This window comes from Pseudomonas sp. GW821-FHT09C10, from assembly GCF_059418085.1.
Window position 1 is genome coordinate 98,491 of record NZ_JBWKPE010000018.1, and the last position, 18,450, is coordinate 116,940.

Annotated in this window: 15 protein-coding genes; 9 read left to right on the top strand and 6 right to left on the bottom strand. The window is 60.0% G+C overall.

Translation table 11 applies throughout. The annotated features are described in order from the left end of the window. Positions 1-4: 4 nt before the first annotated feature. The 5 genes from AC07OT_RS27580 to AC07OT_RS27600 form a co-directional block, all read right to left on the bottom strand. Positions 5-1,027 carry an ABC transporter permease gene (locus AC07OT_RS27580; RefSeq protein WP_495109556.1) on the bottom strand — a complete coding sequence of 341 codons (1,023 nt, stop codon included), beginning with the start codon at positions 1,025-1,027 and terminating at the stop codon, positions 5-7. Continuing rightward, a complete protein-coding gene (locus tag AC07OT_RS27585) occupies positions 1,027-2,088 on the bottom strand; it encodes a microcin C ABC transporter permease YejB (protein WP_027608619.1) in 1,062 nt (353 codons plus the stop codon). Before AC07OT_RS27585 ends, AC07OT_RS27580 begins: the two co-directional genes overlap by 1 nt. Beyond that, a complete protein-coding gene (locus AC07OT_RS27590; protein WP_115488205.1) occupies positions 2,088-3,947 on the bottom strand; it encodes an extracellular solute-binding protein in 1,860 nt (619 codons plus the stop codon). The genes AC07OT_RS27585 and AC07OT_RS27590 overlap by 1 nt, the downstream gene beginning before the upstream one ends. Positions 3,948-4,077: 130 nt before the next feature. Then, positions 4,078-4,359, bottom strand: coding sequence for a peptidylprolyl isomerase (locus tag AC07OT_RS27595; protein WP_003208024.1), 282 nt, complete (start codon positions 4,357-4,359; stop codon positions 4,078-4,080). Between the two features lie 762 nt (positions 4,360-5,121). Continuing rightward, a complete protein-coding gene (locus tag AC07OT_RS27600) occupies positions 5,122-5,616 on the bottom strand; it encodes a DUF1543 domain-containing protein (RefSeq protein WP_495109557.1) in 495 nt (164 codons plus the stop codon). A gap of 106 nt (positions 5,617-5,722) precedes the next feature. Between AC07OT_RS27600 and AC07OT_RS27605 the strand changes: the two genes are divergently transcribed. Continuing rightward, on the top strand, positions 5,723-6,544 hold the full coding sequence (locus AC07OT_RS27605; RefSeq protein WP_495109558.1) for an aldo/keto reductase: 822 nt from the start codon (positions 5,723-5,725) through the stop codon (positions 6,542-6,544). Between the two features lie 53 nt (positions 6,545-6,597). Here AC07OT_RS27605 and AC07OT_RS27610 read toward each other — a convergent pair whose 3' ends face one another. Then, positions 6,598-7,113 carry an Hcp family type VI secretion system effector gene (locus AC07OT_RS27610; protein WP_048729440.1) on the bottom strand — a complete coding sequence of 172 codons (516 nt, stop codon included), beginning with the start codon at positions 7,111-7,113 and terminating at the stop codon, positions 6,598-6,600. A 469-nt stretch (positions 7,114-7,582) separates the two neighbouring features. On the opposite strand from AC07OT_RS27610, the gene tssA reads away from it, so the two are divergent. The 8 genes from tssA to AC07OT_RS27650 are packed head-to-tail and all read left to right on the top strand — an operon-like array spanning position 7,583 to position 18,444. Then, positions 7,583-9,139, top strand: coding sequence for a type VI secretion system protein TssA (tssA, locus tag AC07OT_RS27615; protein WP_495109559.1), 1,557 nt, complete (start codon positions 7,583-7,585; stop codon positions 9,137-9,139). 32 nt (positions 9,140-9,171) lie between these two features. Then, positions 9,172-9,669 carry a type VI secretion system contractile sheath small subunit gene (tssB, locus tag AC07OT_RS27620; protein ID WP_115488201.1) on the top strand — a complete coding sequence of 166 codons (498 nt, stop codon included), beginning with the start codon at positions 9,172-9,174 and terminating at the stop codon, positions 9,667-9,669. Between the two features lie 26 nt (positions 9,670-9,695). Then, positions 9,696-11,171 (top strand): type VI secretion system contractile sheath large subunit, encoded by a 1,476-nt coding sequence (tssC, locus tag AC07OT_RS27625; RefSeq protein WP_495109560.1) that lies wholly within the window; start codon positions 9,696-9,698, stop codon positions 11,169-11,171. A gap of 14 nt (positions 11,172-11,185) precedes the next feature. Next, a complete protein-coding gene (tssE, locus tag AC07OT_RS27630) occupies positions 11,186-11,587 on the top strand; it encodes a type VI secretion system baseplate subunit TssE (protein ID WP_065941989.1) in 402 nt (133 codons plus the stop codon). Next, the gene (gene tssF / locus AC07OT_RS27635) at positions 11,577-13,364 is read left to right on the top strand and encodes a type VI secretion system baseplate subunit TssF (protein ID WP_495109561.1); all 1,788 of its coding nucleotides are present in this window, start codon (positions 11,577-11,579) and stop codon (positions 13,362-13,364) included. Before tssE ends, tssF begins: the two co-directional genes overlap by 11 nt. Further along, positions 13,328-14,335, top strand: a complete 1,008-nt coding sequence (tssG, locus tag AC07OT_RS27640; RefSeq protein ID WP_495109562.1) for a type VI secretion system baseplate subunit TssG — start codon at positions 13,328-13,330, stop codon at positions 14,333-14,335. Before tssF ends, tssG begins: the two co-directional genes overlap by 37 nt. A 12-nt stretch (positions 14,336-14,347) precedes the next feature. Further along, positions 14,348-16,915: a type VI secretion system ATPase TssH gene (gene tssH / locus AC07OT_RS27645; RefSeq protein ID WP_495109563.1), complete on the top strand. Its 2,568-nt coding sequence runs from the start codon at positions 14,348-14,350 to the stop codon at positions 16,913-16,915. Then, positions 16,912-18,444 carry a sigma-54 interaction domain-containing protein gene (locus tag AC07OT_RS27650; protein WP_495109564.1) on the top strand — a complete coding sequence of 511 codons (1,533 nt, stop codon included), beginning with the start codon at positions 16,912-16,914 and terminating at the stop codon, positions 18,442-18,444. Before tssH ends, AC07OT_RS27650 begins: the two co-directional genes overlap by 4 nt. The last annotated feature ends 6 nt before the right edge of the window (positions 18,445-18,450 follow it).

The following is an 18,450-nucleotide window of genomic DNA, read 5'->3' on the forward strand; positions in this document are numbered from 1 at the left end:
TCACTCATGAGCGTGGGTCGAAGGCATCACGTAATGCCTCGCCGATAAAGACCAGCAGCGACAGGATCAGCGCCAAGGTGAAAAACGCCGTCAGGCCCAGCCACGGCGCTTGCAGGTTCTGCTTGCCCTGGGCAATCAGCTCGCCCAGTGACGCACTGCCCGCAGGCATGCCGAAACCGAGGAAGTCCAGGGCGCTCAGGGTGGAAATCGCCCCGGTGAGGATGAACGGCAGGTAGCTCAAGGTGGCGGTCATGGCGTTGGGCAGGATGTGCCGGCGAATGATCTTGCCGTCGCCCAGGCCCAGGGCCCGTGCGGCCTTGACGTACTCCAGGTTGCGCCCGCGCAGGAACTCGGCGCGCACCACATCCACCAGGGCCAGCCAGGAAAACAGCGCCATGATCCCCAGCAACCACCAGAAGTTCGGCTCGACAAACCCCGACAGGATGATCAGCAGGTACAGCACCGGCAGCCCGGACCACACTTCAAGGATGCGTTGGCCGAGCAGATCCACCCAGCCGCCGTAATAGCCCTGCAAGGCCCCGGCGGCGATGCCGATGGTGGCGCTGATCGCGGTGAGTGCCAGGGCAAACAGGATCGACACCCGCGCGCCGAAGATCACCCGCGCCAACACATCCCGCGACTGGTCATCGGTACCCAGCCAGTTCACCGTCGAGGGCGGGCTGGGGGCCGGGCGGGTCAGTTCGTAGTTGGGCGTGTCGTCGCTGAACGGGATGGGCGGGAACAGCATCCAGCCGCCGTCCTGCTTGATCAGCTTTTGCACGTAGTCACTGCGGTAATCGGCCTGGAACGGCAGTTGCCCGCCGAACTGCTGCTCGGTGTAGCGCTTGAACGCCGGGAAATACAGCTCGTGCTTGTAGCTGAGCACCAAGGGCTTGTCGTTGGCGATCAATTCGCCGCCCAGGGTCAGGATAAACAGCCCGATAAACAGCCACAGCGACCACCAGCCGCGACGGTTTTTCTTGAAACGTTCGAAACGCCGACGGGCCACGGGAGACAGGTTAAGCATCAGGCGTTCCTCGCGGCGAAGTCGATACGCGGGTCCACCAGGGTGTAGCAGAGGTCGCCGATCAGTTTTATCAGCAGGCCAAACAAGGTGAAGATAAACAGCGAGCCAAACACCACCGGGTAGTCCCGGGACACGGCGGCTTCGTAGCTCATGCGGCCGAGGCCATCGAGGGAAAAAATCACCTCGATCAACAGCGAACCGGCAAAAAACACACTGATGAACGCCTGGGGAATCCCCGAGATCACCAGCAGCATGGCGTTGCGAAACACATGGCCGTACAGCACCCGGCGTTCGCTCAGGCCCTTGGCGCGGGCGGTCACTACGTACTGGCGCGTGATTTCATTGAGGAACGAGTTTTTGGTCAGGATGGTCAGGGTGGCGAACCCGCCGATCACCAGCGCACTGACCGGCAGCACCAGATGCCAGAAGTAGTCGGCGATCTTGCCCACGGTGCTCAGCTCGGCGAAGTTTTCCGAGACCAGCCCGCGCACCGGAAACCAGTTCAATGACGTGCCTCCGGCGAACACCACGATCAGGAACATCGCGAACAGGAACGCCGGCATCGCGTAGCCAATCACAATGGCGGTGCTGCTCCACACATCAAAGCTGCTGCCATGGCGCACCGCCTTGCGAATGCCCAGGGGGATCGACACCAGGTAGGTGATCAGCGTGGCCCACAGGCCGAGGGAAATGGTCACTGGCATTTTTTCCAGGATCAGGTCGATCACGGTGGCGCCGCGAAAGAAGCTGTTGCCGAAATCCAGCTGGGCGTAGCTCTTGAGCATCAGCCACAGGCGTTCCGGCGCGGGCTTGTCGAAGCCGTATTGTTTTTCGATGTCCTTGATCAGTTTCGGGTCCAGGCCACGGCTGGCACGGGAGCCGCTGCTGACACCGTCGCCGGATGAGCCGCCGACCGCGCCGCCGCCGATGCCCTGCAAGTGGGCGATGGCTTGTTCCACCGGTCCGCCGGGGGCGGCCTGGACGATCACGAAGTTGACCAGCAGGATGATCACCAGCGTCGGGATGATCAGCAGCAGGCGCCGCACGATATAGGCAAACATCAGCGAGCTCCCGCGCGTTTTTTCAACTCGGCATTCATTTGTTCATTGGTCAGCGGGGTAGGGCTGATTTCCCACCAGGTTTCCAGGGCTTCATCATTCCTGGCCTCGATGGCCGGACGGCCGAAGCGGTTCCACCACGCGGCGGAGGTGCCGGGCGGGTAGTAATTGGGGATCCACAGGTAATTCCATTGCAGCACCCGGTCCAAGGCATGGGCATAGGTAAGCATCTGCGCCTGGGTGTCGGCCTTGACCAGGCCCTTGATCAGGCTGTCGACGGCCGGGTCCTTGAGCACCATGTAGTTGTTGGCGCCCGGATCGAATGCGGCGCTCGAGCCGAAGTAGTTGTACAGCTCCATGCCGGGCGAGGTGGTGACCGGGAAGCCGGTGACGATCATGTCGTAGTCGCGGGCCATCAGGCGGTTGACGTATTGCGAAGAGTCGATGCGGCGGATGTTCAAGGTAATGCCGATCTGTGCGAGGTTGCGTTTGTACGGCAACAGCAGGCGTTCCAGGCCGTTCTGGGCATTGAGGAAGGTGAACTCCAGCGGCTCGCCCTCGGCGTTGACCAGTTTGTCGCCGTCTGGCTTCCAGCCGGCTTCTTCCAGCAGCGCCAGAGCTTGCAACTGTTTGTCGCGGATCATGCCGCTGCCATCGGTGACCGGGGCCTTGAACACCTGGGTGAATACCTCGTCGGGAATCTGCCCGCGCAAGGGTTCCAGAATCGCCAGTTCTTCCGGGGTGGGCAGCTGGGTGGCGGCCAACGGGCTGTTGGAGAAGTAGCTTTGCTGGCGGATGTACAGGTTGCGCATCATCTGCCGATTGGCCCATTCGAAGTCCCACAGCATCGCCAGGGCCTGGCGCACGCGACGGTCCTTGAACATCGGCTTTTGCACGTTGAACACATAACCCTGGGCCGGTTGCGGCATGTCCTTGGCCAGGTGCGCACGTTGCAGGCGGCCATCGTCCAGGGCCGGGCCGTTGTAGCCGATGGAATAGCCGGTGGCGGAAAACTCACGGTTGAAGTCGTAGGCGCCACCGCGCAGTACCTGGCGGGCCACTTCGGTGTCACCGAAGTACTCCAGGCTCAGGTGATCGAAGTTGTACAGGCCGCGGCTGACGGGCAGGTCCTTGCCCCACCAGTCGGGGTCGCGGGTAAAGGTGATGGTGCTGCCCGAGTCGATCTTGCCGACCTTGTACGGGCCGCTGCCCAGGGGGGCTTCGTAGCCGCCGCCGTTGGCGAAGTCGCGGGTTTTCCACCAGTGCTCGGGAAACACCGGCAGGGTCGCGACATCCAGGGGCAGGGTGCGGTTTTCATTGCTGGAGAAATCAAAACGCACCTGGCGCGGGCCTTCGACTTCGACGTGCTTGACGTCGGCGAACAGCGTGCGAAAGCGCAGGCTGCCTTGGGTCATCAGCAGGTTGAAGCTGTAGCGCACGTCTTCGGCGGTGATCGGCTTGCCATCGGCAAAGCGCGCCTTGGGGTTGAGGAAGAAGCGCAGGGACAGGCCGTCCTCCGCGCGTTCCATCTTCTCGGCCACCAGGCCATACACCGTATAGGGCTCATCCAGGGAACGCAGGGCCAGGGGCGCATACAGCCAGCCGTCGACCTGGGAGACGCCGATGCCTTTGTCGATATACGGCAGCACATGGTCGAAACGCCCGATCTCCAGCGCCGAGCGCCGCAGGCTGCCGCCCTTGGGGGCGTTGGGGTTGGCGTAGTCGAAATGGCTGAAACCGGCGGGATACTTGGCCGGTTCGCCGTACACGGTCATGGACGGTTGGGGCGCCGCGATCACGGCGCTGCTGGCCAGCAGCAGGGCCAGGGAGGTACTGAACAGTCTGGAAAAAGCCAATCGCATTGTCAGCCTTGAACGCCGGGTGAAGAAGAATAAGGATTTGTACGCTAACGGCATCAGCGTCGCCAGTCGTCACATGCACAACGGCCCACCAAGAGGCGGGCCGTTGTTTCAAGCAGCAGCGCGGACGGGATCAGTCCTGGCGGCTGGTGACTTCCAGCAGGTGGTAGCCGAACTGGGTTTTTACCGGGCCTTGCACGGTGTTGACCGGGGCACTGAAGACGACGGTGTCGAATTCCTTGACCATCTGGCCTGGACCGAACGAACCCAAGTCACCGCCCTGGCGGCTGGATGGGCAGCTGGAGTTGGCTTTGGCGACTTCTGCGAAATCGGCGCCGCCTTCGATTTGGGCCTTGAGTTCGTTGCACTTGTCTTCGGTGGCAACGAGGATGTGACGGGCGGTGGCTTTGGCCATGGGGATTAACTCCTTGAGTAAAAACGGTGAGCGTACCGGATTCAGGCGGTTATTTCCTGGCAAAGTTCCGCTGGGGTTCAGGTTGGGGCGCTGAGCTTGGGTATTGGCGTGATGGAGTGAGACCCAGAGCAGGCTGGTATCTACCTGATGCATAGAGATCACATGTGGGAGGGGCGGTGCGACGATTCGACTTGCTCCCGATGGCGGCCTGATGGCCGACCAGGATGTTGAATTAGATCGAGTGCATATCGGTTGCTGCGGTAATGGAGTGAGATCCAGAGCAGACTAGTATCTACCTGATGTATGGAGATCAAATGTGGGAGGGGCGGTGCGACGATTCGACTTGCTCCCGATGGCGGCCTGACAGCCGACCAGGATGTTGGATCAGACCGAGTACATATCCGTTGCTGCGGTAACGGCCACCTATGGTTCCGCTCTTACAGCGGCTCACTTTTGGAGGGACCCAAAAGTAAGCAAAAGGTCCTCGCCCCAACACTCGGCACCTCACCTAGGCTCGGTGTGCCCGAACGCAGGCTTGAATCCGTGGGCCGCCGTCATGGGCCATCCCTGGCCCAGGACGGCTAACCCGGCGTCCTGCCGGGTTACCCACGGATTCAAGCCTGCGTTCGGCCAGCGTGTTTGACGGGGCGCCTGAGATCAAGAGCAAAAGCCACAGCAACAGCAACAGCAACAGCAACAGCAACAGCAGTGTTACGTCTGACGTTGCCGGAGTTATCTGATGTCAGGTCGAATAAGCCTCCATCAATTCAAGACGATATAGTCGTTCTGCTGAATGATCGGCCGATGGGCGCCTTGCACCAGGTGCAGGTAGCGGCCGTCCACCAGGTCGATGGGCAGGCAGTCGTCGATATCCATCACGCCGTCGGTGTGGGCCTGGGACCAGTGGCGCAGCACCTGTTGCTTGCCCTTGCTGGTCGCCTCCCGTTTGTTGCGGGCGACCACCAGCAGGTAGTGGTGGGCCTCGCCAAAGCTATTGGTTTCATAACCGCCAAGGTTGATGAAGTACAGGTGATAGGCGTTGGCAGCGGGGGCCAGGTGGCTGAGTTCGACTTTCCAGCCGTCGACGCCGTCCACCGCCATCCACGAATCGATATGCACGCCCTTTGGGCTGCCAAACCAGCCCTCGCGCAGTTGCGGGTAGGTGCCTTCCAGGGTGTCTGCTACGGCGAACACCACATCGTGCACTTCAATCCTTGCCCGTGGGTGCTTGCCCCCGAGCATCACGACAAACAGCATTGCAGGTCCTTCCTGGCGACTTGGCAAAGGGCAACCATACTTCGATTGAACCCTTTTGTCCGGTCAATGCCACACTGTTAATTCGCGAACTCATCAGGAGGTTGTCATGCGCACCATTGATCTGGCGGGTGTTCCCGTCCCTGTCATCGGCCAGGGAACCTGGCGCATGGGCGAAGATCCGGACCGGCGCCGCGCTGAAGTCGCGGCATTGCAACTGGGGATCGACGAGGGCATGACCCTCATCGACACCGCCGAGATGTATGGCGAGGGTGGCGCCGAGGAAGTCGTCGGCGAAGCCATCAGCGGCAGGCGTGACCAAGTGTTCCTGGTGAGCAAGGTCTACCCGCACAACGCCAGCCAAAAAGGCGTGCCCCGTGCGTGTGAAGCCAGCCTCCGGCGCCTGGGCACGGACTACATTGATCTGTATCTGCTGCATTGGCGTGGCCAGTACTCCCTTGAAGAAACCGTCGAAGCGTTCGAGCGCCTGCGTGAGGCCGGCAAGATCGGTCGCTGGGGTGTCTCCAATTTCGATGTGGCCGACCTGCAGGAGCTCGCATCCCCGGCCTGCGCGACCAACCAGGTGCTGTACAACATCGAAGAGCGCGGGATCGAATTCGACCTGTTGCCCTGGTGGCAACAACACCATTTGCCGCTGATGGCGTACTGCCCGATTGCCCAGGGTGGGGCGTTGCTGTCCAGCCAGACCCTCAAGCAGATCTCCCGCCGCCACGAGATCACGCCCGCCCAGGTTGCCTTGTCCTGGGTGCTGCGCCAGGACGGTGTGATCGCCATTCCCAAGGCGGTCACCCCGGAGCATGTGCGGCTCAATGCGGCTGCCGCCAAGGTGGTGCTGGATGAGCACGACCTGGATGCCATCGATCGGGTGTTCGGCGCACCCAAGCGCAAGCATCCCCTGGCGATGGTGTAGTTGCCTGGCAGAAACGGTGCCGTCCCTGGCTCCCGTTCCTGCTCAGGTCCGACTTAGCCCGCTACCGGGCTGCGCCAGTCATCCGATCCGGATGTGCCCGACACTTCGTGGGTCCATACGATCTTGCGATAGGTGAAGTACACATCCTCCAGGTGAGTGAAGTGGGCATTGTCCGGGTCCTGGCAATTGGGCATGCGGGACTGGATGTCCACGAGCGTCGCGCCCTCCAGTTCTATCGTGAAGTAGTGCTCCTGGGTGCCGGCCGATGATGTGCGGAACCACTCCAGTCGGCATTTGACCTCTTCACCGCTGGTCAATGCGCTGAACAGCAAGGGCGATGACTTATCGAAGACCTTGCTGATCATCAGCGGCTTATGGACCCTCTGGCCTGTCGGCTGACCCGACTGCGGATCGCGGGGGATGATCACCTGATGAGCAAAGGCCTGGACCAGAATCTGGTCTTCATGACCTTCCTGATAAATGTTGCCTACCGAGTCCTGGGTAAATGTGCCTGCCGTAATCAAACCTTGTTTGACACCGGTGATGGAAAGATACGCGGGTGTTGGCATGACGGGTTTCCTTGCCTGATTGATGAGTTGTTCCAACCGGTCATGGTGCCGGTCGGGCAACTCTCATTAACAAGAAGCGTGCCCGAAAGTATCAGGCTCAATAAAAACACTGGCGTCAGCGGTTAATGGAGCGGTTTTTTGCTCGGGGGAGGGCGATTTAATCGAATATATGCAGAATACGTTGCGCATAAGTGCGCATTTAGTTGCTCATGGAATTGGGGTTGTTGGTATTGGGGTAGGCAAAGATGCTCGAGGCCAGATGAAGGTTTAACTGCGCAAAACCCTGCGCAGGCCTCGAATTATGGTGGTTGTAGGAAACGGCTTAAGTGTTGGGGCTCTGCTTGTTGAATGCTGTTTGCATGGCTAAGGTTTACGAACTTTGCAGCGGTGGGGCGAAGGTTAGATGGCGATTTGATAGATGGTTTAAATATTAATGCTCTGACTTTTTTGTTTTGGGTAATTGTGCCGAATGTCTTATTCAGAAAAACTTTATAACGACTACCTTGAACTTGCACGGTCGCCCTGCACGCCGACGAGTTTTGCCGGCAGCGATATGCGCTATTCAAGTGAGTATGAAATTCTGGAGTTCGAATTGGGCAAGGCGCAATCGATTCATGGGGGCGTCCAGACCGACTGGCAGAAGGTCCTGGAAACCGGTGAATACCTGTTGCGTCAACAATCCAAGGATCTGCGGATTGTCGTCTGGCTGACCTGGGCATTGCATCAACAGAAGTCCTTTCCAGGACTGTTGGCAGGCCTTGGGTTATTGCGCTATCTCTGTGTGCATCATTGGTCCGCGGTCTATCCCGAAAAACCGCGTACTCGTGGCGCAGCCTTCAGTTGGCTGGCGGGGCGCCTCGAGCCCCTCTTTGCGCAAAGCCTGTCGCTGCAGGACCAGCAGCCCTTGTTCGAATCCGTGCTTGAACATCTGGTGTGTCTCGATGAGTGTTGTGTCGAGCGCCTTGAAGATAACGCGTCGCCGTTCCTGCCGATTCGCAGGCAACTGGCCCAGCGGTTGGAGCGTGCTGCGCAAGGCGATTCTCCGGTCGCGACCCTGGGCGGTGTTGCCGTGCAGGAGCAGGTCGGGCAGGTGACCACCCTGTTGCAGAATGCCGAGGTCGTGGTGAGCACCGAGAAAGATGCCCACAAGTTGCTGCGCGCCTTACAGGATCAGGCCCGTCCTCTGTGTGCCTGGTGGTTACGCCAGAACGCCACCGACCTGCGCGCGCTGCGTCTGAACCGGGCGCTAACCTGGCTGACCCTCGTCAGCTACCCGGACGCTGACAGCGAACGGATCACCACCTTGCGCGGGCCTGCACCCGACAAGCTCAAGCGTTACCAGGAGCGGCTTGCCCAAGGTCATTACACCGACTTGATGCTCGAGCTCGAGGCCAGCCTCGCCGGTGCGCTGTTCTGGTTCGACGGGTTGTACATGGTCTGGCAGTGCCTGGAAGCCCTGCAGGCCGACCTGGCCATGACTGAGCTGGAAGTGAACTTCGCCCTGCTGCTGCAGCGCCTGCCCCACCTGCCCGAGTTTCGTTTTCACGATGGCGCTCCTTTTGCCGACGGTCCCACGCGTGACTGGATCGCGCAGCAGGTTGCCCGTCATCTGCAATGGCCCGAATCACCGACCGTGGCGGATGCCGACGCCGAGCCTTGGGAGGTGGCCTTGCAAGTGGCACGGCTGCGGCTGCGCCAGGACGGGCTCAAGGCGGCCGTCCATGAACTCAAGCAAGGCATGCATGCGGCTCATAGCGATCGTGCCCGTTTTCATTGGCGACTTGCCCAGGCGCGCCTGTGTGGGCAGGCGGGCAAACACGAGTTGGCGAAGATCCAGCTCGAACACCTCGACAATGAGCTGCAACGCAGGGGCCTGGAGCACTGGGAGCCGGAGTTGGCCTTGCAAGTCACCCAGTTGCTGCACCGTTGCTGTGACGTGTTGCCACAAAACCAGGCCGTACGCGAGCGTAAGGAAGACACCCATCGCAGGCTGTGCCTCTTCGATCTTGAAGCGGTACTTGAATAGGCTTTCGAGCCACTTGGAAAAGGAGAAACACGATGGCCAAAGAAGGTTCGGTAGCGCCCAGGGAACGTATCAATATCACCTTCAAGCCTGCCATCGGCGGTGCGCAGGATGAAGTTGAACTGCCGTTGAAGCTGCTGGTGCTGGGTGACTTCACCCAGCGTGAGGATGTACGCAAGCTTGAAGACCGCAAGCCCATTGCCATCGACAAGAACACCCTTGATGAAGTGCTGGCCAAGCAAGCATTAAGCCTGACGCTGAACGTACCCAATCGCCTGCAGGAGTGTGCTGAAGTCGAGGAGCTGGCCATTGAGGTGCGGATCAATGCCATGAAGGACTTCAATCCCGCGAACCTGGTGGAACAGATACCCGAATTGCACAAGCTGATGGCATTGCGTGAAGCACTCATGGCGCTCAAAGGGCCGCTGGGCAATACACCAAGCTTTCGCAAAGCCATTGAGCACGCCCTGGCGGATGACGAGTCCCGCGCCCGGGTATTGGCCGAGTTGGAGCTGAGCAACCACACCGCCTGACATTTCAGTAAAAGGACACTGACCGCATGACCACCCAACAGAATCCGATACCGGAACACACCAGTGAGGATTACAGCATCCTCGACAACATCATTGCCCAAACACTGCTGAGTGCGGATGACGAGGCCTATGCCATTGCCAAGCGAGGTGTCTCGGCTTTTATCGAGGAGTTGATCAAACCACAGAACCACGGCGAGCCCGTCAAGAAGCGCCTGGTCGACCGAATGATTGCCGAGATCGATACGAAGCTCAGCCAGCAAATGGATGAAATCCTGCACCATCCGGAGTTCCAGGCCCTGGAAGCTTCCTGGAAAGGTTTGCAATTGCTGGTCGATCGCACCAATTTTCGTGAAAACATCAAGATCGAACTGTTGAACGTCTCCCGGCAAGATTTGCTGGAGGACTTCGAAGATTCACCGGAAGTGACTCAATCCGGGTTGTACAAACATGTCTACAGCGCTGAGTACGGTCAATTTGGTGGTCAGCCCGTGGGCGCGATCATTGCCAATTACTTTCTGTCCCCCAGCGCGCCCGATGTGAAACTGATGCAATACGCTGCCAGCGTCGCGTGCATGGCGCACGCGCCTTTCATCGCAGCAGCCGGGCCGGCGTTCTTCGGGCTGGAAAGCTTCACGGGACTGCCTGACCTCAAGGATCTCAAGGACCATTTCGAAGGGCCGCAATTTGTCAAATGGCAAAGCTTTCGCCAGAGCGAAGATGCGCGTTATATCGGTCTGACCGTGCCGCGCTTCCTGCTCCGTACGCCCTATGATCCCCTTGAGTGCCCGGTCAAGACCTTTGCCTACCAGGAAAACGTGGTGAGCAGCCACGAGCATTACCTGTGGGGCAATACCGCCTATGCCTTCGCCACGCGCCTGACCGAAAGCTTCGCGCGGTTCCGCTGGTGCCCGAACATCATCGGTCCGCAAAGCGGAGGGGCCGTGGAAGACTTGCCGTTGCATCACTTCCATAGCATGGGCGAAATCGAGACCAAGATTCCCACCGAAGTGTTGGTGTCCGATCGCCGCGAATACGAACTTGCGCAAGAGGGCTTCATTGCCTTGACGATGCGCAAGGGCAGTGACAATGCCGCGTTTTTTTCCGCCAGTTCGGTGCAGAAACCCAAACAGTTCGGCATCAGCGCAGAGGGCAAGGACGCCGAGCTGAACTATCGCCTGGGGACCCAGTTGCCCTACATGATGGTGGTCAACCGGCTGGCCCACTACCTGAAGGTATTGCAGCGTGAACAGCTGGGTTCGTGGAAAGAGCGTACAGACCTCGAGCTGGAGCTCAACAAGTGGATTCGCCAGTACGTCGCCGACCAGGAAAACCCCAGCGCCGAAGTGCGTGGGCGGCGCCCGTTGCGAGCGGCGCGCATCGTTGTCAGTGACGTAGAGGGCGAGCCTGGCTGGTACCGCGTCAACCTGAGTGTGCGACCGCACTTCAAGTACATGGGGGCGGACTTCACCCTGTCTCTGGTTGGCAAGCTCGACAAAGAATGAAAGAAGGTCAGGGAATGCCCCACAAACATAGCCTTTTCGAGCGCCTCGAACGCCCGGCGGCCGTACATGCCTGTGGCGTGACGTCCATTGCCAGCCACCTGGGGAAAATGCTCAGTATCCGTGCGGGCAGTGTTCAGACATTACCGGACTACGGCTTGCCCGATCTTAATGACATGAACCAGAGCCTGCATGAGTCATTAAGCCAGTCGCGCTTGTTGATAGAGCGATTCATACGGGCCTACGAGCCACGATTGAAGCAGGTGCGGGTTACGGCATTGCCGCGTGATCACGACCCTCTGGCCCAGGCGTTCTCCATTGAAGCCACGCTGATGGCGGCGGGTGTCAAGCAGCCTGTGGTGTTCGTTGCACGACTCTGCGAGCCCGGACGGGTTGAGGTTTTGCCGGATGTCCTTTAATCGCTATTACCAGAGCGAGCTGAGTGCGTTGCGCCAACTCGGGCGGCGTTTCTCTGAACGCAACCCTGCGCTCGCGCCGTTTCTTGCCGACCCAGGCCAGGACCCGGACGTGGAACGTTTGTTGGAGGGCTTCGCGTTTCTCACCGGTCGCTTGCGCCAGAAACTGGATGATGAGCTGCCTGAGCTGACTCATTCCTTGATGCATTTGCTGTGGCCCAACTACATGCGGCCGATGCCCGCGTTCAGCATCTTGCAGTTTGATCCGTTGAAGCACGTCGGCCCTGGGGTGATGGTCGCGCGGGATACCCCGGTCGAAAGTGCCGCCGTCAAGGGCGAGCGTTGCCGCTTCCGTACCTGTTACGCCACCCAAGTCCTGCCGCTGCAACTGAGCGCCCTGGATTACAGCGTCCAGGGTGAAGATGCGCTGTTGAGTCTGCACCTGGGCATGAGTGCCGAGGGCAACTTCAGTGAATGGACGTTCGATCAACTACGCCTGCACCTGGCGGGTGATCGCCACATCGGCCAAGGGTTGTACCTGAGCCTGTTGCGTCATCTCGAGGGTATCGAGTTGCTACCGTTGGGCCGCGATGGCCTGCCGTTCAGTGGCGAGGATGGGCAACCCCTTTCGTTGCGATTGGGTGCCGACCCGGTACGCCCCGTGGGATTCAGCGAGGAGCAGGCATTGATTCCGTATCCAATGAACACCTTTCATGGATATCGTCATTTGCAGGAGTACTTCGCCTTTACTGACAAGTACCTGTTTGTCGATGTGGTGGGGCTGGATGTACTGCACGGTTTGCCCCATGAGTTGCTCAAGCAGGTGCGTGCAGTGGTGCTGCGTTTCAAACTGCGCAACCCATGGCATGAGCCCCATCACCCCACCCTGGACAACGTGAAGCTGTACTGCACGCCCATCGCCAATTTGTTCAAACATGACGCCGTACCGATCCGCCTGGACGGCAAGCAGGACGAATACCTGGTGATACCGGGGGAATACTCACGGGAAAACGCCTGTGTATTTTCCGTGGACAGTGTCACCGGTTGGCGTCCCGGCGGGTCGGGGTATCGGACCTACGTACCGTTCGAATCCTTCGAGCATGACAGCGATAACGCACTGTCGGCGGCCTCCGCCAGCTACAGCATTCGCCAACATGCATCGGCACAGCACGCGGGCCTCGATACCTGGCTAGGTTTTTCCAATGCACCGGAGCTTGGCCCGGAAACCCTGTCGGTCGAGCTGACGTGTACCAACCACGACCTGCCTCGGCTGCTTCAGATCGGGGAGATCAACCAGCCTTGCGAGCAGACACCGGAAGGGTTGTCGTTTCGTAATATCTGCACGCCGACCGCGAGTTTTTCGCCGCCCCTGGAGCAGGATTTTCTCTGGCGGCTCATCAGCAACATGTCGCTCAACTACCTGTCATTGACCGACATCAATGCCTTGAAGGTCATCCTCGAAACCTACGACCTGCCGCGCTACCACGACCGACAGGCGCAGAAAGTCAGTGAGAGAAAGCTTGGCGCATTGCGATCCGTCAGGCACTCGGCTGTCGACCGACTGCACCGTGGCTTGCCGGTCAGGGGCTTACGAATCGACCTGACGATTGATCCACAAGGTTTTCTTGGCCAGGGCGAGGTGTTTGTGTTCGCGTCGGTGCTCAACGAATTCTTCGCGCTTTACGCCAGCCTTAATACCTATCACGAATTGCGAGTCATCAGCACACAAGGAGACGTGTACCTATGGCCACCCCGGATGGGCCAGCAGCCCCTGCTTTGACGGCACTGTCCAGCGTCATCCGCGAATACTCGCTGTTCCAGGCGGTTTTGCAGGTGATCAGGCGTTTACGCGATGCTCATCCGATGCTGGATGACGACGCGCTGTATGACCAGTTGGAGTTTCAAGCCAACCCAGGTCTTGGTTTCCCCGGTCATGATATTGAACGGGTGGAGTTTTTTGTTGAACACGGTCAATTGCGCGCCCGTCTTTGCCTCAACGTGCTGGTGCTGTGCGGCTCAGGTTCGCCATTGCCGGCATTTTATGGCGAGCAAGCGATTGTTGACGGTGCGGGAGGTCAGGCTACCCGGGACTTTCTCGACCTGTTTCATCATCGGTTGCAGCGGCTGATGCTGCCGATCTGGCGCAAGTACCGCTACCGGGCGTGTTTCCAGGCTGGCGCCCGGGATGTCTTTTCCGAGCAGATGTTTGCCCTGATCGGGTTGAAGGGCCATCACCTGCGCGCGACTGCCCAATTGAACTGCAAACGGCTATTACCCTACCTGGGGTTGCTCAGCCTGCGGGCCCATTCGGCAGCCTTGATCGAGACGGTGCTGCGTTACTACTTCAAGCACACCCGCTTGTTCGTCGAGCAGTGGGTGGAACGCTCGGTGGTCATTGCCGTCCCCCAGCAGAATCGGCTGGGTGCTACCAACAGTGTGCTCGGTCATGACCAGGTGCTGGGTTGTCGGGTCACCGACCGCAGCGGCAAGTTCAGGGTGCATGTGCAGGACCTGGGCTGGCAGCATTTCCATGAGTTTCTACCTACGGGTGTGGACTACCCGTTGCTGTGCGCATTGCTGCGGCTGACGGTGCGCGACCCTCTGGCCTATGACCTGCGTCTGGTACTGCTCAAGGAGGAGATCAGGCCGTTGCACCTCGGCGAACACAACGTCTGCCGCCTCGGCTGGACCACTTGGCTGGCCCATGGGTGTGCCGACGGTGTGGTCATTGTGGCCAGCAACGCTGATTAGGGATGAATGATTATGAAGAATGTGGACCTGCAGCAACTTATCCAGACATTGACTCCCCAGGCGCGCCGAGACCTTGAGCGCTCGGCGGAACGTTGCGTGACCCGCGGCGGTAGGGAAGTGTTGGTGGAGGACCTGCTGCTGACCCTGCTGGAATACCCCCACGGTATTCTGGTAAGGGCGTTGGTGGATGCAGGTGTCGAGCCAGGCGAACTGCAGGCGGCCCTGCACCCCAAAGCTGGCACGAATGCCTCGTGTAATCCGGTGTTTGCCCAGGCCCTGGTGCAATGGCTGCAGCACGCCCTGATGGTGGCCCGCCTGGAGCTTCGGCAGGCGGACGTTGATCACGGCGCTCTGTTACTGGCGCTGTTGCGTCACCCGTTACAACATGCCGACAGTGGTTATCAGGCGGTACTGAGCCGGTTGGATGCACAGCGTGTGTGCAGTTATTTGTTGAGCCAGGTGCCTGAACTCGACCCTGTGCCGGGCGGCGACGCGTTGCTGGCGCGTTTTACCCATGACTTGACCCGCCAGGCCCGGGAGGGCGGTATCGACCCGGTGTTGTGTCGCGATGCCGAAATCCGCCAATTGATCGACATACTCTTGCGCAGGCGCAAGAACAATCCAATCCTGGTTGGCGAAGCCGGGGTGGGTAAAACCGCCGTGGTTGAAGGGCTTGCCCTGCGTATCGCCAGCGCAGAGGTGCCGGAGCCGCTCAAACACGTACAGGTGTTGACCCTGGATATGGGCCTGCTCCAGGCCGGCACCGGGATCAAGGGGGAATTCGAACGGCGCCTCAAAGGCGTGATCGATGAAGTCAACGCCTCGCCAACCCCGGTGATCCTGTTTATCGACGAGGCGCATACACTGGTGGGCGCAGGCGCCCAGGCAGGTGGGTCCGATGCTGCCAATCTGCTCAAGCCCGCCCTGGCCCGTGGCGAGTTGCGTACCATCGCCGCCACCACGTGGTCGGAATATAAGAAGTACTTCGAAAAAGACCTGGCATTGGCGCGGCGTTTCCAGCCCGTGCAGGTCGGCGAACCCAGTGTTGAACAGGCGGTTTCGATCCTGCGCGGCCTGGTTCCGGCGTATGAGCGCAGCCATGGCGTGTATGTGCGGGATGATGCCATTGTCACGGCAGCCCACATGAGCGCGCGCTACCTGGCTGGGCGGCAGTTGCCCGACAAGGCGGTGGATGTGCTGGACACCGCCTGCGCCCGCATGAGAACCAGCTGGGAGACGGCGCCCGAGGCATTGCAACGCCTTTACGCCGAGCAGGCGGAAGGCGCGCGACAGCGCCAGGCGTTGAATCGCGATAGGGACGCCGGGCTGCCGGTGGACGAGCAGGCCTTGCACGCGTTGAACCTGCGCCTGGAGACCGTGGCGCGCGAGCGTGAACATCTGGAGCAACACTGGTTGGAACAGCGAGCATCGGCGCAGCAGGTACTCGCGCTGCGCCAGCAATTGGATGCTGCTCGTGGTGCAGGGCAGAACACCGACACCCTTGAACATGCCTTGGCCCAACAGCGCCAGGTACTGCACGCGCAACAAAACGGCCAGCCATTGGCCAGCCTTGAGGTTTGTCCACGTCTGGTGGCACAGGTCGTCAGCGCCTGGACGGGTATTCCTGTCGAACGACTGGCCCTGGAAAGCAGTGAAAGGGTGTTGGGCTTTGCCGATGCATTGCGGTCGCGCATCCTCGGTCAGGAGCACGCCGTGCAGATACTTGAACGCAACCTGCGCGCGGCTGCCACCGGGCTCAATAAGGCGGATGCCCCGGTCGGCGTATTCCTGCTGGTTGGCCCAAGTGGTGTGGGCAAGACCGAGACGGCCCTGGCCCTCGGCGACCTGCTGTACGGCGGTCGGCGTTTTGTCACCACCCTTAACATGTCGGAGTTCCAGGAAAAGCATTCCCTTTCCCGGCTGATTGGCGCTCCACCCGGTTATATCGGTTTTGGCGAGGGCGGCGTGTTGACGGAGGCCGTGCGCCAACGCCCGTATTCGGTCGTGCTGCTGGACGAGGTCGAGAAGGCTGATCCGGAAGTAGTGAACCTGTTCTATCAGATTTTCGACAAGGGACTGGCCAATGACGGGGAAGGGCGGGAAATCGATTTTCGCAACACGCTGATCCTGATGACCTCCAACCTGGGCAGCGAGTGCATCGGTCAATTATGCGCAGGTGACCGGCGACCTGCTGAGGAGGTCCTGCAAGAAGCCATTCGTCCGTTGCTGCGCAAGCACTTCAAGCCTGCCTTATTGGCGCGAATGCATGTCGTGCCGTATTACCCGATCACGGGCGAAGTCCTGCATGACCTGGCAAGGCTCAAGCTGGAACACCTGGGGCAAAGGCTGCAACTGCGCAAGCTCACCTTCAGCTATACCCCCGAACTGGTTGCCTGTGTCGCCGAGCGTTGCGCTGACGGTGACAGCGGTGCCCGCTCTATCGATCAATGGATCGACGCACACTTGCTGGCGCAGGTGACGGATCGTTTGCTGGAGGCCATGGCCGGGGGCGAATCGCTGTCCCGGGTGCATGCCGGCCTGGATGGCAGCGGTTGCCCTGTCTGTGAGGTCAGCCAATGACGGAAGATGCTTTCAACCGGTTGCCCCATCCTTCGGGGTACGCCGACGCGATGCTGGGTTGGTTCACCCGCCTGGGGATCGATGGTGACGCGACAACCTTGCCGGACCTGTGTGTCGCGGCGGTAGCCCAATTGAGCCAGTGCGAACTCAGCCAGTTGTATTGGCGCGACGAGGCGACGGGTCGGCTTGCACTGATTGCCCAGCATTTGCCAGAGGAGCTGCCATCCGGCGAGCTGGCTTCAGGCGTGGATTTCCAACATGAGCAGCTGTTGCAGTATGTGCTCAGTCAGCGCACAGCCTTGAGTCTTGAGGATCTGGAAAACAGCGTCTATGAAAGCCAGTTCCTTCCGGCGATGGCGACGCCTTGGCAATCGTTGACGTGCATGCCGTTGTTCGGTCGGCACAGGACTCTCGCGGGCGTGTTGCTGTGCGCCAGCCGGCGTCCGAAACAATTGGAGCACTACACCCGCTCATTGACTCAACTGGGCAGCTTTGCCTTGAGGCAGCTTGCACTGATGCAGCGTCTGAGTCCTGGGGTGAATGTCACGCCGCCAACGTGTCGCACGCCGGGATCCTGTGCCAGGTTCGGATTGATCGGCAACAGCAAGGCCATGGATGAAACGTGCCGCTTGATCGGCAAGGTGCTGAATACGCCCTACACCGTGCTGCTGCATGGCGAGACCGGTACCGGCAAAGAGGTGGTGGCGCGCGCCATCCATACCGCCGGCCCACGCAGCGGTAATGCCTTCGTGGTGCAAAATTGTGCAGCCTTTCCCGAAGGGTTGCTGGAAAGCGAACTGTTCGGCTATCGCAAGGGGGCGTTCACGGGGGCTGAACGCAACTACACCGGTTTGTTCGACACCGCTCACGGCGGCACATTGCTACTCGATGAAATCGGCGATATGCCGTTGTCGTTGCAGGCCAAGTTATTGCGGGTTTTGCAGGAGGGCGAGATTCGCCCATTGGGTGCCAGTACGGCCCATAAGGTCGATGTACGCATTATTGCCGCGACGCACCGTGATCTTCCCGCGATGGTCGCCCAGGGCAGCTTTCGCGAGGACCTGTATTACCGGCTCGCGCAGTTTCCCATTGAGTTACCGGCCTTGCGTGAACGGGATGGCGATGCGTTGCTGTTGGCTCGGCATTTTGCGCAAAAGGCCTGCGTTGCGCTGGGTCGCGTAGCGGTGGCCTGGTCAAGTGCGGCGTTGGACCAACTGTCCAGCCATGGCTTCCCCGGCAATGTGCGAGAACTCAAATGCCTGGTGGAGCGCGCGGTACTGCTCTGTGACGACGGTGTGATCCTGCCGGCGCACCTGCCCCTGTCACCGGCACCCGCCAACGATGCTGTCGATGCAACGTTGCGTCAACGCCTGGAGCGAGTGGAGCGGGTGTTCCTGATTGATTGCCTGCACAAGAACCGTGGCAATCGTACCCGTACCGCGCGGGAGTTGGGTGTCGCACGACGCACGCTGCTCTACCGCCTGGCACGCTTGAAGATCCCGGTTGGCGATGTTCGAGAGGAATGCTGAATAGCG

What these genes read in the sequence shown, in the direction of transcription:
- tssG (WP_495109562.1), top strand. Translation starts at nt 13,328, where the DNA reads ATGGCCACCCCGGATGGGCCAGCAGCCCCTGCTTTGACGGCACTGTCC.
- tssB (WP_115488201.1), top strand. Translation starts at nt 9,172, where the DNA reads ATGGCCAAAGAAGGTTCGGTAGCGCCCAGGGAACGTATCAATATCACC.
- tssH (WP_495109563.1), top strand. Translation starts at nt 14,348, where the DNA reads ATGAAGAATGTGGACCTGCAGCAACTTATCCAGACATTGACTCCCCAG.
- AC07OT_RS27605 (WP_495109558.1), top strand. Translation starts at nt 5,723, where the DNA reads ATGCGCACCATTGATCTGGCGGGTGTTCCCGTCCCTGTCATCGGCCAG.
- AC07OT_RS27650 (WP_495109564.1), top strand. Translation starts at nt 16,912, where the DNA reads ATGACGGAAGATGCTTTCAACCGGTTGCCCCATCCTTCGGGGTACGCC.
- tssA (WP_495109559.1), top strand. Translation starts at nt 7,583, where the DNA reads ATGTCTTATTCAGAAAAACTTTATAACGACTACCTTGAACTTGCACGG.
- tssC (WP_495109560.1), top strand. Translation starts at nt 9,696, where the DNA reads ATGACCACCCAACAGAATCCGATACCGGAACACACCAGTGAGGATTAC.
- AC07OT_RS27600 (WP_495109557.1), bottom strand. Translation starts at nt 5,616, where the DNA reads ATGCTGTTTGTCGTGATGCTCGGGGGCAAGCACCCACGGGCAAGGATT.
- AC07OT_RS27585 (WP_027608619.1), bottom strand. Translation starts at nt 2,088, where the DNA reads ATGTTTGCCTATATCGTGCGGCGCCTGCTGCTGATCATCCCGACGCTG.
- AC07OT_RS27580 (WP_495109556.1), bottom strand. Translation starts at nt 1,027, where the DNA reads ATGCTTAACCTGTCTCCCGTGGCCCGTCGGCGTTTCGAACGTTTCAAG.
- AC07OT_RS27590 (WP_115488205.1), bottom strand. Translation starts at nt 3,947, where the DNA reads ATGCGATTGGCTTTTTCCAGACTGTTCAGTACCTCCCTGGCCCTGCTG.
- AC07OT_RS27610 (WP_048729440.1), bottom strand. Translation starts at nt 7,113, where the DNA reads ATGCCAACACCCGCGTATCTTTCCATCACCGGTGTCAAACAAGGTTTG.
- tssE (WP_065941989.1), top strand. Translation starts at nt 11,186, where the DNA reads ATGCCCCACAAACATAGCCTTTTCGAGCGCCTCGAACGCCCGGCGGCC.
- AC07OT_RS27595 (WP_003208024.1), bottom strand. Translation starts at nt 4,359, where the DNA reads ATGGCCAAAGCCACCGCCCGTCACATCCTCGTTGCCACCGAAGACAAG.
- tssF (WP_495109561.1), top strand. Translation starts at nt 11,577, where the DNA reads ATGTCCTTTAATCGCTATTACCAGAGCGAGCTGAGTGCGTTGCGCCAA.